The sequence below is a fragment of the Dyella choica genome, assembly GCF_003977665.1.
In the GTDB taxonomy this organism is placed as follows: Bacteria; Pseudomonadota; Gammaproteobacteria; order Xanthomonadales; family Rhodanobacteraceae; genus Dyella_B; species Dyella_B choica.
The window spans coordinates 156283-171446 of record NZ_RYYV01000006.1; the positions used below are offsets into that span (position 1 = coordinate 156283).

General features: G+C 62.5%; 18 protein-coding genes. 13 read left to right on the forward strand and 5 right to left on the reverse strand.

What is annotated here, in order from left to right; translation table 11 throughout:
• The first annotated feature begins 368 nt into the window (after nucleotides 1–368).
• From EKH80_RS09980 to EKH80_RS10005, 6 genes are all read left to right on the forward strand, one after another.
• On the forward strand, nucleotides 369–926 hold the full coding sequence (locus EKH80_RS09980; RefSeq protein ID WP_126684602.1) for a hypothetical protein: 558 nt from the start codon (nucleotides 369–371) through the stop codon (nucleotides 924–926).
• Nucleotides 927–1072: 146 nt separating this feature from the next.
• Nucleotides 1073–2206: a DSD1 family PLP-dependent enzyme gene (locus tag EKH80_RS09985; protein ID WP_126684603.1), complete on the forward strand. Its 1134-nt coding sequence runs from the start codon at nucleotides 1073–1075 to the stop codon at nucleotides 2204–2206.
• Between the two features lie 239 nt (nucleotides 2207–2445).
• A complete protein-coding gene (locus EKH80_RS09990; protein WP_126684604.1) occupies nucleotides 2446–2715 on the forward strand; it encodes a phosphopantetheine-binding protein in 270 nt (89 codons plus the stop codon).
• A 69-nt stretch (nucleotides 2716–2784) separates the two neighbouring features.
• Complete coding sequence (locus EKH80_RS09995; protein ID WP_230473588.1) at nucleotides 2785–3099, forward strand: ApeI family dehydratase; 315 nt, start codon at nucleotides 2785–2787, stop codon at nucleotides 3097–3099.
• Entirely contained in the window at nucleotides 3096–4040 is a 945-nt protein-coding gene (locus EKH80_RS10000; protein WP_126684605.1) for a lysophospholipid acyltransferase family protein, read from the forward strand. The genes EKH80_RS09995 and EKH80_RS10000 overlap by 4 nt, the downstream gene beginning before the upstream one ends.
• Before the next feature lie 2 nt (nucleotides 4041–4042).
• A complete protein-coding gene (locus tag EKH80_RS10005) occupies nucleotides 4043–4468 on the forward strand; it encodes a hotdog family protein (RefSeq protein ID WP_126684606.1) in 426 nt (141 codons plus the stop codon).
• A gap of 17 nt (nucleotides 4469–4485) precedes the next feature.
• On the opposite strand, the gene EKH80_RS10010 is transcribed toward EKH80_RS10005, so the two are convergent.
• Genes EKH80_RS10010 through EKH80_RS10020 form a run of 3 tightly spaced genes read right to left on the reverse strand, consistent with a single transcriptional unit; the run spans nucleotide 4486 to nucleotide 7237 of the window.
• Nucleotides 4486–5250 (reverse strand): glycosyltransferase family 2 protein, encoded by a 765-nt coding sequence (locus EKH80_RS10010; protein WP_126684607.1) that lies wholly within the window; start codon nucleotides 5248–5250, stop codon nucleotides 4486–4488.
• The gene (locus tag EKH80_RS10015) at nucleotides 5247–6035 is read right to left on the reverse strand and encodes a beta-ketoacyl synthase chain length factor (RefSeq protein ID WP_126684608.1); all 789 of its coding nucleotides are present in this window, start codon (nucleotides 6033–6035) and stop codon (nucleotides 5247–5249) included. The genes EKH80_RS10010 and EKH80_RS10015 overlap by 4 nt, the downstream gene beginning before the upstream one ends.
• Nucleotides 6032–7237: a beta-ketoacyl-[acyl-carrier-protein] synthase family protein gene (locus tag EKH80_RS10020; RefSeq protein ID WP_126684609.1), complete on the reverse strand. Its 1206-nt coding sequence runs from the start codon at nucleotides 7235–7237 to the stop codon at nucleotides 6032–6034. Before EKH80_RS10020 ends, EKH80_RS10015 begins: the two co-directional genes overlap by 4 nt.
• 227 nt (nucleotides 7238–7464) lie before the next feature.
• Here EKH80_RS10020 and hemF point away from each other — a divergent pair, with 227 nt between their 5' ends.
• Nucleotides 7465–8370: an oxygen-dependent coproporphyrinogen oxidase gene (hemF, locus tag EKH80_RS10025; RefSeq protein ID WP_126684610.1), complete on the forward strand. Its 906-nt coding sequence runs from the start codon at nucleotides 7465–7467 to the stop codon at nucleotides 8368–8370.
• A gap of 3 nt (nucleotides 8371–8373) precedes the next feature.
• Here the strand turns inward: hemF and EKH80_RS10030 are convergent, their stop codons facing one another.
• Nucleotides 8374–9015, reverse strand: coding sequence for a DUF4097 family beta strand repeat-containing protein (locus EKH80_RS10030; RefSeq protein ID WP_126684611.1), 642 nt, complete (start codon nucleotides 9013–9015; stop codon nucleotides 8374–8376).
• A 144-nt stretch (nucleotides 9016–9159) separates the two neighbouring features.
• On the opposite strand from EKH80_RS10030, the gene gpmA reads away from it, so the two are divergent.
• The gene (gpmA, locus tag EKH80_RS10035; RefSeq protein WP_126684612.1) at nucleotides 9160–9903 is read left to right on the forward strand and encodes a 2,3-diphosphoglycerate-dependent phosphoglycerate mutase; all 744 of its coding nucleotides are present in this window, start codon (nucleotides 9160–9162) and stop codon (nucleotides 9901–9903) included.
• 93 nt (nucleotides 9904–9996) lie between these two features.
• Nucleotides 9997–10542, forward strand: a complete 546-nt coding sequence (locus EKH80_RS10040) for a CcdC protein domain-containing protein (protein ID WP_126684613.1) — start codon at nucleotides 9997–9999, stop codon at nucleotides 10540–10542.
• 171 nt (nucleotides 10543–10713) lie between these two features.
• On the opposite strand, the gene glnK is transcribed toward EKH80_RS10040, so the two are convergent.
• A complete protein-coding gene (glnK, locus tag EKH80_RS10045) occupies nucleotides 10714–11052 on the reverse strand; it encodes a P-II family nitrogen regulator (RefSeq protein WP_126684614.1) in 339 nt (112 codons plus the stop codon).
• Nucleotides 11053–11238: 186 nt separating this feature from the next.
• On the opposite strand from glnK, the gene EKH80_RS10050 reads away from it, so the two are divergent.
• The 4 genes from EKH80_RS10050 (at nucleotide 11239) to EKH80_RS10065 (ending at nucleotide 15163) form a co-directional block, all read left to right on the forward strand.
• Nucleotides 11239–11496, forward strand: coding sequence for an accessory factor UbiK family protein (locus tag EKH80_RS10050; RefSeq protein WP_126684757.1), 258 nt, complete (start codon nucleotides 11239–11241; stop codon nucleotides 11494–11496).
• A 151-nt stretch (nucleotides 11497–11647) separates the two neighbouring features.
• Nucleotides 11648–13165, forward strand: a complete 1518-nt coding sequence (locus tag EKH80_RS10055) for a YifB family Mg chelatase-like AAA ATPase (protein WP_126684615.1) — start codon at nucleotides 11648–11650, stop codon at nucleotides 13163–13165.
• Between the two features lie 106 nt (nucleotides 13166–13271).
• On the forward strand, nucleotides 13272–14378 hold the full coding sequence (locus tag EKH80_RS10060) for a sensor histidine kinase (protein ID WP_126684616.1): 1107 nt from the start codon (nucleotides 13272–13274) through the stop codon (nucleotides 14376–14378).
• Complete coding sequence (locus tag EKH80_RS10065) at nucleotides 14375–15163, forward strand: LytR/AlgR family response regulator transcription factor (RefSeq protein ID WP_126684617.1); 789 nt, start codon at nucleotides 14375–14377, stop codon at nucleotides 15161–15163. The genes EKH80_RS10060 and EKH80_RS10065 overlap by 4 nt, the downstream gene beginning before the upstream one ends.
• Nucleotide 15164: the final 1 nt, after the last annotated feature.

Consider the following 15164-nt stretch of genomic DNA (forward strand, 5'->3'; position numbering starts at 1 on the left):
GAGGTTGCTTCACCCCACCCCAACCCTCCCCTACTACACGTAGGGGAGGGAGCAAATACACGCCAGCTGAGACATGGTGCTAATCAGGTGCGTGCAGGGGAGCCTTCAATGCATCACCACGAGCATCCGTGGTGCTGCTCCAAGCGCAAACCTTCGAGTCCCATCAGCACTCGGCCGATACACCCTGCCGCATATCGGCTTTGCAATGAATTGAAATATATTGATCTTGCATTGAAAATTTGATTCATCTTAAATTGAAGGTATAAAGACATTTATGGCTCATCATGAGGTGTAGTCTCCGCGACAATTCAAAATACAAGGAGTGATGTTGAAATGATTGGATATAAAGAATATTCATCATCTTGTTTATGGCTCTGTTTTCTGGAAGCGTTTTTGCCGTACCTATCAAGGTTATAATACCCCTGACGATTGCCAGATTGCCTCCTGCTCTCTTCACGAGTGTTCAGATAACCGGCTACCGGGTTGATGGTCGAACAATCCCTATTCCCAGGGCGCCCGCGTTGACGCAAGGAGAAAGCTATGCGACGCCACTGCTTGAATTAGGGGATCGTTCCGTTCAAGACGAATTCCAGTTCCGTCTGTTGGGGGGAATTCGGGCAAGAAACAGTGTTCCTGGACAAGATAATGTCATCGTGCCATTCAGGGTAAGGTATACGGTACGCCTTGCCCAAATAGGTGCGAGTGTGGTGGGTAGCATAACAACCATAGAGGACAGGGTGGAAACTGAGCATATCCAAGGTGGCATTCCACTGGCCCACCATATCCAGACAGTATCCATACCCTTACAGGAAAGTCCCGTATTCAATAATAATGGGCGCTTAAATATTCCAGTCGAAGTCGGATTTACGGCAAACAATGTCAATGCCGCGGTGCCACTTCTATTACCCGATTTGCTTTCTCAATAAGGACTGTTGCGCAAGCCCACGCCACGCCGGTGGATGGTATCGTCTTGGAAAGGCGCACGGCTACGATGGAATATCGCAAGCGGCGAACTTGACATTCATGCACGTATCCTACGCAAGTCATCTTTTGCCTTTTAGCTACTACATCAATGAACCCAAACACTACGCTGATCGGCATACGCGGCAGCCGGTATCGACTCGACACTCCCGCCCTGGTGCTGGACCTGCCCGCCCTGCAACGCAATATCGCGCGCATGGCCGCGCTGGCCGGTCGCCATGGCATCGGTCTTCGGCCGCACGCCAAGAGCCATAAATCGATCGAGATCGCCCGCCTGCAAGCCCAAGCCGGTGCGCTCGGCATTTCTTGTGCAACGCTCGGCGAAGCCGAGGTGATGGTCGAAGCCGGGATGCCGGGTGTACTGATCACTTCGCCGGTGGTGGGCGCCAACAAGTTGCGCCGACTGATCGAATTGGGCTGCAAAGTCAGTCCTGGACAACTGATGGTCGTCGCTGATCATCCACGCAACGTCGAAGAGCTTGCCGTGCTCGCCAGCACCCTGGGCTACCGGTTGCCGGTGCTGGTCGATTATCACGCCGGTCTTCACCGCACCGGCGTTGCCGACGCAGCGGCAGCGGTTGCATTGGCGCAACAGATCAGCGGCAGCGATACGCTGCTGTTGCAAGGCCTGCAAGCTTATGGCGGGCATCTGCAGCACATCCATGATCAACAGCAACGGGCGCACGCTGCAGCCAACCTGTGCGAGGAAGTGAAGGCCCTTGTCGCGGCGATCGAAGCGGCCGGCATGCCGCTTGAAATCGTTACCGGTGTCGGCACTGGCACCCACGCTTTCGATGCGGCCGCCGGCGTCTTCACGGAGATGCAGCCGGGCTCCTATCTGTTCATGGATTGGGATTATTTGCGCGCATTGAGCGATGCCGCGCATCCGGCACCGTTCGAAACCGCGCTATTCGTGCAGGGCATGGTGGTCAGCGTCAACGCTGGCGAGTGGGTCACCGTCGATGCCGGCCTCAAGAGCCTGGCCACGGACAGCGGCACGCCTGAAGTGGCGTATGGCCTCCAGGGAGCATCGCGTTATGAATTCTTCGGCGACGAGCATGGCAAGCTGATCGTCGATGCGCCGCATCGCCCGAAGCTGGGCGATCACATCGAGTTCATCACCTCGCATTGCGATCCAACGGTCAATTTGCATGGTTATTACCATGTGGTCGACGATGACACGCTGGTAGATATATGGCCGATCCAGGCGCGGGGCCGAATTTGAGCGGGAATTGCAGGCGTGGCTGCCCTCGCGGCACATGACGAAGGAAGGCCCAAGCTACGCCCTTTGAACCGCTGGCCGTCGAGTTTCGTTGGCCGTTCGCGGCAGGTCGAGCCGGGCCTGACGGTTTCGCTTGCCTGAACCAAGCCTGGAAGCGGCGGCCGGGAGCGAAAGACCCCTATGTTACACTGGCCGGCCATCTCCCTTCCCCGGGGCGTGCCCCCGGAGCATCGAAACCACGCATGTCCACGCAGACCGCTGCCGAACACGAACTGGCCACCCTGATCGTGGAAGCGCTCAATCTCGAAGCGACCGATCCTGCGGCGATCGATCCCGAAGCCCCGCTGTTCGGCGGCGAGCTGGGGCTGGATTCCATCGATGCCCTGGAAATCGCCCTGGCCGTCTCCAAGCGCTACGGCATGCAACTGCGCTCGGACCATCCAGACAACCAGCGCATCTTCAGCAGCCTGCGTGCGCTCTCAACCCATATTGAACGCGAGCGTACAGCTTGAAGCTGCATTAAGCTGCCCGACATTCGGGCCGTGCATCATCGGCACGGTCTCTGTCCCAGCGTTGCACACGTGGACCTGCCTACTTCCAGCCAAATCAGCTATCGAACGACGCTTTGCATTGCGCCGGAGCACCCCTGCCTTGCCGGGCACTTCCCTGGTCATCCGCTGGTGCCCGGTGTGGTCCTGCTCGAACGTGTGGCGCAGGCCCTGCGCGAATGGCGCCAGCAGCGTCTTGCGGGTGTCCGCGAAGCGAAATTCCTCGCGCCGCTCAATCCTGGTGAGGCGGCCGACCTTGAGTTGACGGAGCGCTCCGGACAGCTGCGATTCGAATTGCGCCGTGCAGGCCAGGTATTGGCTCGGGGCGTGATCGAGGGGGCCGCATGAGCGGTCATTGGCAGGACCAGCGCGAAGGCGGCAATCGCTTCTGGCTTGGCGTATTGGTGGCGGCGACCCTGCGTTTCGGCCATGGTTTCATGCGCCGGTTCCTCTATCTGATCAGCCTGTACTACTTTCTGCGCCGCGGTTCCGAGCGACGTGCTTCGCGCGCGTATCTGACGCGCCTGTTCGGTCGCCGCGCGAGCCTCCTGCAGGTGTTCAAGCACATTCACTATTTTGCCACCACGATGCTCGACCGCATCTATCTGCTGGCGCATGGCGAACGCGATTTCGAATTCGAGGTGACCGGGCTGGAGCAGCTTCAGCATTACCTTGGGCAAGGACGCGGAGTGCTGCTGGTCGGTACGCATCAGGGCAGTTTCGAGGCGCTGCGCGCGTTGGCGGCACGTTGTCCCGACGCGCCGCTGCGTGTATTGCTGGACAAGCAGAAAACCCCGGTCATTACCGAACTGCTGGAAGCCCTGGCGCCCGAAGTCGGTGCGGCGGTCATCGACATTTCGCAGGGTGGTGCGGCCGTTACGTTGGCGATGGCTGAAACCTGCCGCGCCGGCGGCATGGTGGCCCTGCTCGCCGATCGTGGCCGCGCCCACGAAACGCTGCGGCGCGTGGACTTCCTGGGCGAGCCGGCGCCGTTTCCGATCGGTCCGTGGTTGCTGGCCAGTACGTTGCAGGTGCCGGTAATGCTGTGTTTTGGCCTGTATCGCGGCGGCCGCCGCTACGCACTGAGCTTCGAGCTTTTCAGTGAGCGCGTGGACATTCCGCGCGCGGCCCGTCACCAGGTGCTGGACGAGATCTTGCGCCACTACGCGCAGCGCCTGGAGCACTATGCGCGCCTTGAGCCGTACAACTGGTTCAATTTCTACGATTTCTGGCAACAGGACAGTGCGCCGGCGTCTGCTGTCCATGCACGTGCCTTGCGCGAGGCATGAGCATGCTGACGCAAGCAGCTTGGGCGGCACGGATTCCCCATGCCGGCGCCATGGCCTTGATCGACGCTGTGGTGGAGTGGGACGCGTCCGTCATACATGCGGTGGCCGAACGGCATACGCCGGAGGAACATCCGCTGCGCAGTCCTGCCGGTTTGCACGCCGTGCATCTGGCCGAATACGGCGCACAGGCTATGGCTGTGCACGGCGCGTTGCTCGGTGAAACGGGCGGGCGTGAGGGCCGGCTGGTCAGCCTGCGTGACCTGCGACTGATGGTCGAATACGTCGATTTATCGGGCGGGCGCATGGACATCCATGCACATCGACTCCTGGCTGACGAGCGTGGTGCACAGTACCTGTTCGAGGTCTGGCAGCAAGGCCGGCTGCTCGCATCAGGACGAGTGACCGCGATGCATGCCGCTGCGGTTTAGTTGGCTGGGGTGCAAACCTACGTCGTGCGGTGCGAATACTTGTCGTCAACGATCAACGGCCCGGTTCTCGAGCGGCTGTAGCTCGCGCGGATTTGTCCGTAGTGGAACACCTGTCCGACGGTATACAGGGTAATCCGCATGAAGTCGCGCACCGGCTTGAAATGACTCAGGCGAAACGAGCCTTCGTAGCGCGAAGCGATCGGCACCGAGACGATACCCAGCCCCTTTTGGCGCGAGGCTGCAATCAAAACCGCGGCTTCAAAGACGAAGTTCTGTGCATCCAGCTCAACCAGATCCAGGGCGTTGCGCGGATACCAGCGTTGCCCGCTTTGCGTATCGGCCACCGGCTGCGCGCACGCCCACGAAATACCCCAATCCGCAAAGGCGTTCGCGCGGCGGCGCGCCTTCGGCTGCTGCTCACGTTGCAACAGGCGCGCACCAATCACGATGTGATCGGGGAAGCGCTTGCCCACGTCGACCAGGCGCGGGATGTCCTCGGCTAGGTGCTGGCCATCGCCATCCATCGTTACCACAGCGTCAAAACCTTGCCGCAGCGCTTCACGAAAGCCGCTGCGCAACGCTTCGCCCTTGCCTTGTCGGTGACGGTGGCGCAGCAGCGTAACGGGCAATGCACTGACGATCTCCGGCGTGCGATCGTCGGAGCCGTCGTCGATGACGATGACCGGCACGCCCAGCCGCAGGGTCGATTTCACCACCGAACCGATCGCCTTCTCCTCGTTGAGGCAGGGAATCAGTACGCACCAACGCAATGCACTGTTCACGCCTTCGTCTCCACCTGTGCATGCAATCCCAGCAACTGCGTAGCGCCCAGCACGCAGTCACCCGCGCCCGTCGCCAACATCGCCAGCAGTGGTAGAGCTGCCGCGGCTGGATTGCTGTGCATCCATGCCAGGCAGTCGGCCGGCAGTGGAGGGTGTCTGGGCGCCGATGCCGTTACGGCAAGACGCAGTTGAATCCCGGTGTCCGTACCTGGCGACAGCACCAGCGCGCAGCCGAAGAACTGCGTGCTCCCGATCAGCTCGCCAAGCGGACCGACGCCGGCATCATCGCTGCAGACCAGCAGCACCGGCCGGTGGTCGGCGCAAGCGAGCACGGCAGCTTCCAGCAAGCCGGCGCCGAAACTCGCGTTGCCTGCGCAGGTGGCGCTGGAAGATGCGCGGCAATCGGTGGCGATGGTCCAATAGCCTGCCGCCGCGTTATGCACGGAATTGTGGAAGCGTGTGGGTGAAAGCTCGGTGGGCGCGCGTGCGAGCAAGTTGCACATGTAATCCGTGGTGGCCTGGTCGCCATAGGCCGAGGCAAACACGCAGGCCAGGCCGCTGGCGGCGTACCCGCTCATGGCAACGGCTTGTGAAGCCGCTTCGATCGCGACAAGCACGCTTTGCGGAGCGCGCCGCCGTTCATTCGGTGACAAGGCCGAAGCATGCGCACGCGTCGTTGCCACGGCGGGCAATTCGCCGGCGAGCAGGCCACGCAATGCATGGAAGTCAGCCAGATGCGGCGAGCATAGGCCGATGCCTTTCACCTGGACATGCAGCGCATTCATGCGGCTTGCCTTGCGCGCGCGAAGGCGAGGCAGGCATTGCTCCCGCCGAAACCGAACGAATGGCTGAGCGCCACCTGCAAAGGCCGTGTTTCATTGCGCCAGGCGAAGTGGGCGGAGCACAGCGGATCAGGCTCGATGACGCCTGCGTTGCCGGGGACGAAGCCCTCACGCAATGCCAGCAGAGTGATCACCGCTTCAACGATCCCCGCAGCGCCCAGGGTGTGGCCTGTAAGTCCTTTGGTCGAGCTGACGCGCGTGGCGGCGGGAAACAGGCGTGCGACCAGCGCGGCTTCCATGGCATCGTTCTTCTGGCTCGCGGTGCCGTGCAGGTTGATGTAGCTCACCCGGGATGCGTCGATGCCGGCGCGATCGAACATGTCGCGCAAGGCCAGCTCGGCGCCGACACCCGACGGGTCCGGCGTGGACATGTGATGCGCATCGCTCGACTCGCCGCAACCGAGCAGTTGCAGCGGTGCCTGGGGCTGGGCGTGGGCGCGTTCCAACAGGGCGAAGCCGGCGGCTTCCCCGATCGATATGCCACGTCTTGCCGCATCGAACGGACGGCAGGGTTGCGGCGACACGAGTTCCAGCGCGTTGAAGCCGAACAGCGTGCTGTCGCAGAGCGAGTCGACCCCACCCACGACGGCTGCATCGACCAGCCCCAGGCGGATCAGCCGCTCCGCGCTGGCAAAGACTTTTGCACTGGAAGAGCAGGCGGTGGAAACGGTCAGGCAGGGGCCGCCGATACCCAGCCCGGCGGCTACGAAGGCGGTAAGCGAATGCGGCGTATGAATGTCCCTGCGCCGCAGGTCGGCGGGCAAGCGTCCGGCTTCGAGACGCCGGTAGCCTTCCTCGGTAGCGCCGATACTCGCGGTGGAGGTGCCCAGCAGCAAGGCCACGCGCATCGCTCCATAACGTTCCCGGGCGGCATGCACGTGGTCCAGGAAATCATCCTGGCGCAAACCCAGCCAGGCCAGGCGATTGTTGCGGCAATCCCATTGGGCCTGGGCGGCCGGCAATGCGACGTCTTCCACGCCGTCGACGCGCCCGATCCAGCAAGGCAGCGGCATGCTGCTGAAGTCGTTGGGGCGCAGGCCGCTGCGTTGCTGGCATAAGGCGTCAAGGTGGGCGTTCAGGCCGAGGCCCAGTGCGGAAGTGGCGGTATAGGCTGTGACCGCCAACGGAAGGGATGTCACACGCATGTCGTGAGCCTAGCCAGCGGCCAGGGGCTTGCCTAGATGGCTTGCCCGGCCGGGGCAGCTGGCGTTCATTGACGCAGCTAAGGACCCTCTGATCTATTCCTACGCTCCGCCAGAGGCGCATACAGGACGTCATGCCGGGTGCATAGGAACAGATCACAGGGTCCTTAAGGTTCCAGTGAAAGCGCTCTTGTTAAGCTTGGCGATCACGCTGTGGAACGGATGGACGGATGAAAAGCGAGCAAGTCGAACGCGTCGAAGCTTTCCTGCGCGAGCTGCAGGACCGAATTTGCGAAACGGTCGAACAGGCCGATGGCCAGGCCCGCTTCGTGGAGGACGCATGGGCCCGCCCGGAAGGCGGCGGCGGACGCACTCGCGTGTTGCGCGAGGGCGCCGTGTTCGAGCAGGCCGGCGTGAACTTCTCCCTCGTCCACGGGGACAAGCTGCCCCCCAGCGCGACCGCGCATCGGCCGGAACTGTCCGGTGGCGGCTTTATCGCCACCGGCGTGTCGCTGGTCTTGCATCCACGCAATCCTTACGTACCCACCACGCATGCCAACGTGCGCTATTTCGAAGCACAAAAGGAAGGCGAGGAGCCGGCGTGGTGGTTCGGTGGCGGCTTTGATCTCACGCCGTTCTATCCGTTCGATGAAGACGTGCGACATTGGCATGCCATTGCCCATGCCGTGTGCGAACCGTTCGGCGCGGATGTCTATCCGCGCTACAAAAAATGGTGCGACGAGTATTTCTATCTCAAGCATCGCGCCGAAACGCGTGGCGTCGGCGGCTTGTTCTACGACGATCTCAACGAGGGCGGCTTCGAACGCTGCTTCGCGTTCATGCAGGCGGTGGGGCAGGGGTTTTTGGATGCCTATCTGCCGATAGTCGAACGCCGCAAGGAACTGCCTTACGGCGAACGCGAACGCGAATTCCAGCTCTATCGGCGCGGCCGCTACGTGGAATTCAACCTAGTCTACGATCGCGGCACGCTGTTCGGGCTGCAGTCCGGCGGCCGTACCGAATCGATCCTGATGAGCCTGCCGCCCCGCGTGCGCTTCGAATATGCCTACCAGCCGCTGGAAGGTTCCGCCGAAGCGCGGCTTGCGCAATACCTCAAGCCGCGCGAGTGGGTGTGAAATTCACTCCGACGGTTGGGCGCCACTGAAACGCTTCGGCGTGGCGCCCTTCACCGGGCCTATCTGCGCGCTTTCGCTGACCTCAAGGACCACCTCGCGGCGAAAATCCAGCGTGCCGCGCACGACGGCGTGCGGGCCGATGACAACGCGTGGCGGGCGGCTGGAGAAGCCCCAGCCATGCTGCTCGTTGACGATGATGCCGCCGTCCACGCGCGAGCCTTCGCCTATGTCGATATCGCCGCTGGTCGTTTCGACGCCGCCACCGATGTGGGCATGGTCGAGCCGGATCGCGCCATTGACGTTGGACACGTTGCCGGTCACATCCGCAGCTGGAGCCAGGGTAATGCTTCCATTCGTGCTGCTTGCATCGCCACGTACCTGGGCGCCCTGCGCGAGGGTCTCGGCGCCGTTGACGGTATGCAGGCTGCTCGCTTGCGCCTTGGCGCCCAGATGCACGGAGCCGTTCACGGTGCTGGCTTCCTGCACCGTCGCGCTGTCACCGATGTTCACCGAGCCGTTGACGCTGTGTACGTCCCCGGCGCGCTGGCCCGCATCGACTGAAACCGAACCATTGACCTTGCTGATGTCCTGGGCTGCCGCGGTCAGGGGGAGAAGCAGGGCCAGGGCCAACGTAGTGAAGCGCATGATGAACCTCCTTGGTGGATGGGCATAGGATGCCTGCTCCCGCCCGAGGGTTTAGCGTGACTTCCGCCATGGCCGGGAATTGACGCGGCCAGGCACCGCCTGCACCATTCCCTTTCTTGCCTTCGCTTCATTCGAATCCACACCATGCACAAGCTCGTCCTGATCCGTCACGGCCAATCCCTATGGAACCTCGAAAACCGCTTCAGCGGCTGGGCCGATGTGGACATCACCGAGCAGGGCGCCGCCGAGGCGCGCGAGTCGGGTGAACTGCTGCTGCAGGCCGGCTATCACTTCGACGTGGCGCACACCTCGGTGCTCAAGCGCGCGGTACGCACGCTGTGGCACGTGCAGGACGCCATGGACCTGATGTGGATACCGGTGCTAACCGACTGGCGGCTCAACGAGCGCCACTATGGCGGTCTTACCGGTCTGAACAAGGCCGAAACCGCGGCCAAGTACGGCGAGGATCAGGTAAAGGTCTGGCGCCGCAGCTATGACATTCCGCCGCCGCCGCTGCCACGCTCGGAAAACCCTTCGTTTGAGGACCCGCGCTACGCCGGGCTCGATCCGAGGCTGATTCCGGAAACCGAGTGCCTGAAGGACACCGTCGCCCGTGTCATGCCGTATTGGGATGAAGTGCTGGCACCGGCCATTCGCAGCGGCCAGCGCGTGCTGCTGGTGGCACACGGCAATTCGATCCGCGCGCTGGTGAAGTATCTGGACCATATTTCCGACGAGGACATCGTCGAGTTGAATATTCCCAACGGCGTGCCGCTGGTCTACGAATTCGACGAACAGCTCAAGCCGCTGCGCCACTACTACCTGGGCGATGCGGACGCGATCGCCGCCAAGATGGCCGCCGTGGCCAACCAGGGCAAGGCCAAGTAAGCAAGACTCCGCCGGCAAGGCCGATGGCGGCGGTCAATCGCCGGTCATACGGTGCGTTGCTAATCTGTTCGTGACTTCCTAGGGGCAGACATCATGGAACCTCACTTCAGCATGCCGCTGGTCCTGATCCCGGTGATCGCCTTTGCGGTATGGCGGCGAGTGCGCAGGCAGTTCGGCCCGCAGCCGATCCAGCGCAACCGGATGATCCTGCGCATCGCGTTCTTCGCCGTCATCGCCGGTCTCATCGCGCTTGCCGCCAGGCACGACCTGCGGCTGCTGGGCGGCTTGAGTGGCGGAGTCCTGGCTGGTTCCGCCCTGGGCCTGCTCGGGCTTCGCCTCAGCCGCTTCGAGGTGCACCCGGTGAAAGGCGACTGCTATGTGCCCAATCCCTACATCGGCGCCCTCATCACCGCCCTGTTGCTGGCACGGCTGGCATGGCGCTTGGCCATGCTAGGGCCCGCGATGCAGGACCCGACCGGCGCCACGCCGCCCATCCACGGCCCCGGCATCGGCCAGAGTCCGCTGACCTTGCTCACCTTCGGCCTGGTCGTGGGCTATTACGTCTGCTACTACGCAGGGCTGCTGATCCACCACCAGCGCATCGTGCGTAGCCGGCCGGAGTTGCGCGAATCGGCCTGATCACAGAGGGTCCCTAAGGGAAACAATGAATAAGTTCAGAGTTTCCGCGGTGCAGGGCTGCACCGCCCGCGAATCAAGCATGTAAGTGATTGATTCGTGGTAGTCGCGTGCGGACATGCGCCGTGCGTGACGCGTCTGAAATGAGCCAGGACGGATTTTTTCAGACGATCCCTAGAGAGCGTCGTGGTCCAGTTCGCCCGTGCGGATGCGGACCACCTGTTCCAGGTTGCTGACGAAGATCTTGCCGTCGCCGATCTTGCCGGTGCGGGCCGACTGCGTGATGGCCTCCACCACTCGTTCGAGCTGGTCGTCGTCCACCGCCACTTCCAGCTTGATCTTGGGTAGGAAATCGACCACGTACTCGGCGCCGCGGTAAAGCTCGGTGTGGCCCTTTTGACGGCCGAAACCTTTGACCTCGGTCACAGTGATGCCCTGCACGCCTACTTCGGCGAGCGCTTCCCGGACATCGTCCAGCTTGAACGGTTTGATGACAGCTACCACCAATTTCATGGAATTCTTCCTCGGTAGGCCCGGACGAGCCCGGTTACGGGGTGCGGAGCATAGCCATTCTGCCCCGACGAAGGCACCTCGTCCTCCTTTGTAGGAAAATGCCTACAAGCTTTGACGGAGCACACTGATGGCGCGGCTTTTCCCCTTCTTCTTAAACTACTCCCCGACGAGTTCGAGGTGCCGACCATGATGGGCGGGCAGGATATCGATCAGATTGCCCTGCGACTAGTTTCGTTGGTTCCGCCAGGGATGGTGGACGCGCATAAGGATTTGCGCGCCAATTTCCGCGATATTCTGGCGCAGGGACTGCGCCATCTCGAGCTGGTTACCCGCGAGGAATTCGATGTCCAGACCCAGGTTTTGGCGCGTACCCGCGCCAGGGTCGAGGCACTCGAAAAACGCGTGGCGGAACTGGAAGCCGCCGTGTCATCCCGCGGGGTCTAATTCAGTTCCGGTAGCCGTCCCCGATTCGTCACCATCACCCCAATGAATCGGGGGCGGCCGTTTTCACTCCTAATTCCGCGTAGATGCCACGGAGTCGCTCGATGGGCCGATCAATCAGCGACTCCGTAGGCGAGGGTGGTGGCCCCTCCTTATGAGCCTGGCCGTCACCCTCAGCCGTGCACAGGAAGGAGTCGCCGCACCGCAGGTGATGGTGGAAGTGCATCTTTCCGGCGGTCTACCGAGCACCCACATCGTGGGTCTACCCGAAGCGGCCGTGCGCGAGGCGCGCGACCGGGTGCGCGTAGCCATCCAGAGCGCCGCCTTCGAATACCCCAATCGCAAGGTCACGGTGAACCTCGCTCCGGCCGAGTTGCCGAAGGATGGCGGTCGTTTCGACCTGGCGATCGCCCTGGGCATCCTTGCTGCCGGCAACCAGGTTCCGCGCGAAAAGCTGGACGACTGCGAGTTCCTGGGCGAACTGGCGCTTTCGGGCCAGTTGCGCCCCGTCTCCGGCGTACTGCCGGCCTTGCTACGCGCCAGGGCACGCGGGCGGCGGGTGGTGGTGCCGCGTGCGAATGCGGATGAAGCCGCCCTGATTCCCGAAGTCGATGTGCGCGTGGCGGACACGCTTTCCGACGTATGTGGCTGGCTGCGCGGCTCGCACGAGTTGATGCAGCCGGCGATGGCGCTGAGCCTGACTCCTGATGACGACACCGGCCCGGATCTCATCGACGTTCGTGGCCAATTGCAGGCGCGCCGCGCCTTGGAAATCGCCGCAGTCGGTGGTCATCACCTGCTGCTGGTGGGGCCGCCGGGTACCGGCAAGACCATGCTGGCCGAGCGCTTGCCTGGCATCATGCCGCCGCTGAGCGAATCGGAGGCGCTGGAAACCTGCGCCGTGCTGTCGGTGGCCGGCCAGGCGGTGGACCCGGCGCACTGGCGCCGCCGCCCGTTCCGGGCGCCGCACCACACCGCGTCGGCGGTGGCCCTGGTGGGGGGGAGTTCGCAGCCGCGGCCCGGCGAGATCTCCCTCGCGCACAACGGCGTGCTGTTTCTGGACGAGCTGCCCGAGTTCAGTCGGCACGTCCTGGAGGTGCTGCGCGAACCCCTGGAATCGGGACACATCCTGATCTCGCGTGCAGCGAGGCAGCTCAGGTTTCCCGCGCAGTTCCAGCTGGTCGCCGCGATGAATCCCTGTCCCTGCGGCTATGCGGGCGAAAGCAGTCAGCGTTGCCGTTGCACACCCGATCAGATTCAGCGCTACCGTTCGCGTATTTCCGGTCCGCTGCTTGACCGCATCGATTTGTGCGTCGAAGTGCCTGCGGTGCCCCTGAGCGAATTGAGCGCGCAGCGCAGTACGCGTGACGAGGATTCGGCCACGGTGCGCCAGCGAGTCATGCGTGCGCGCAATCATGCCCTGGCGCGGGCTGGCCAGCCGAACGCGGAGATCAGCAATCGCGAGCTGGAGCGCGACTGCGCCTTGGGGCCGGCGGAGCGTAAATGGTTCGACGCGGCGCTGGAAAAGCTCGGCCTTTCCGCGCGCGCGTATCACCGCACGTTGCGTGTGGCGAGGACGATTGCCGATCTGGACAACGGCGCCGCCGCGCTGGACAAGCATCACCTGGCCGAGGCATTGCAGTATCGGCGCCTGTCGCTGCTGTCCGAGTAGCTTGCAAATTCGCGCGCGAATCGGCTCCCTCGCCCCGCAGGTGAACATCGCCAGCTGATTGCAGGTTAGCATTTGGCCGGAGGCAAATGTTTGAGACTGTGTTTGCATGCGCAACCTGGTTAGAAGCACCCCTCTTTCGTTGCCAATGACCTTGCTTGTCGGATGGGGGCCTTGCATCCTCGCCAATGGGATCAGCGCATTGGCGGTGATTGGCGCACCGGCTCGCGAATTGTGGTTTCACGCATTTGTATTGCTGTTCTATTCTTCGGCGGCCCTGCCTCTTAAGGTTGTACTTCGGCTGCCGTGGCTACGGCAGCTGGGTTTGGAAAAAAGCGTTCCGCTGCTTGCCGCGGCAACGCTGGTGCTCGCCTTTGCCGCAACCATGCTTGGATACGCGTTTGGCTTGCACGTGGGCGAGTTCAAGCCGCCTTTCCAGTGGAGCTACGTACTTACCGGCATGCAGAGCATCTGGTTTCTGTTGATGGTGTTCTGCGCCATGGACTTGGGTATCGGTTACTACCTGGCGACGCAACAGGAATCCCGTCGCGCCCTTGAAGCGGCCGCCTTGCGCAAAGAAGCGGAGTTGCGCGCCTTGCGCTATCAGCTCAATCCGCATTTTCTATTCAATACGCTAAATGCGATTTCCACGCTGGTAGTGGATCGGCGCACCAACGATGCCACGCGCATGCTCGCGCGGCTCGGGGATTTTTTGCGCGCCACGCTGGACGACGATAAAGCGCATGAAGTTGCTCTGGCCGATGAGCTTTCCCTCACGGAGCACTATCTCGACATCGAGAAAGTCCGCTTTGGTGACCGTTTGGCGATATCCCTGCGCATAGGCCCCGAAGCGATGCGGGCTGCCGTGCCCTATTTGCTGCTTCAGCCGCTGGTGGAAAACGCTATCCGCCACGGCATCGCCCGTCGGCGTCAGGGCGGCAGGGTTGATATGGCGGCAACGGTGGCGGATGGTCGCCTGAACATACGAATTTTCAATGAAGGCAACGCACATCCTACAGCCAACTTGCCCACGGGATGGACGGAGCCGGCATCGATCGGCATGCGCAATGTGCGTGAACGATTGCAGCGGCTGTATGCGGACGATCATCGGCTATCCATGCGGGTGACCGATGACGGCGATTGCCTGGTACTCATCGAATTGCCCTTCAAGCCCATGAGCGTGGCAAGCGATTCCGATCGAGCGTTGCTCGCATGACCATGCGTGTCCTGATCGTGGATGATGAACCGTTGGCGCGTCGTGGCGTCGCTCTCAGGCTGAGCAAGCACCAGGATATCGAACTGATAGGTGAGGCCGAAGACGGCGAAGCGGCCCTGACCACCCTTGCCGCCAACATGCCAGATCTCGTCTTCATGGACGTACAGATGCCCGGCATGAGCGGCCTGGAAGTCTTGCGCTTGCTCTCGCCGTTGGAGCGGCCTTTTACGATCTTCCTCACCGCTTATGATCGATTCGCCTTGCAGGCGTTTGAAGTCCATGCGCTCGACTATCTGCTCAAGCCCATCGACGACGACCGATTTTCGGAGGCCGTGGAGCGCGCTCGCCAAGCGCATGCCAGTCGACAGCCAAGGTCGCACGGCGAGCGCATGGATGGATTGTTGGACGCACTGCCGGGCCGTTCTCGCTATGCGACGCGCTTTGCGGTCCGTATTGGACATCGCGTGGCCATCGTACCGGCCGACCAGGTGGACTGGATCGAGGCGGCCGGTGACTACGTGACTTTGCACGCGGATGAGCGCGAATACCTGATGCGGGAACCACTGCATCGACTTGCTGCGCGGCTGGACCCTTCCAGGTTCGTCCGCGTGCATCGCTCGGCGCTCGTCTGCGTGGACAGGATTGCGGAAATCCGCGCGCTGCCCAATAAGGACTGCATGCTGCGTCTGCGCGACGGCACGCCGCTGCGCGCCAGCCGGACGTACGGCGCCGCGCTGCGTTTGGCGCTTGAAGGGCATGGTTCGATGAAAAAGCCGGGCGGATAAC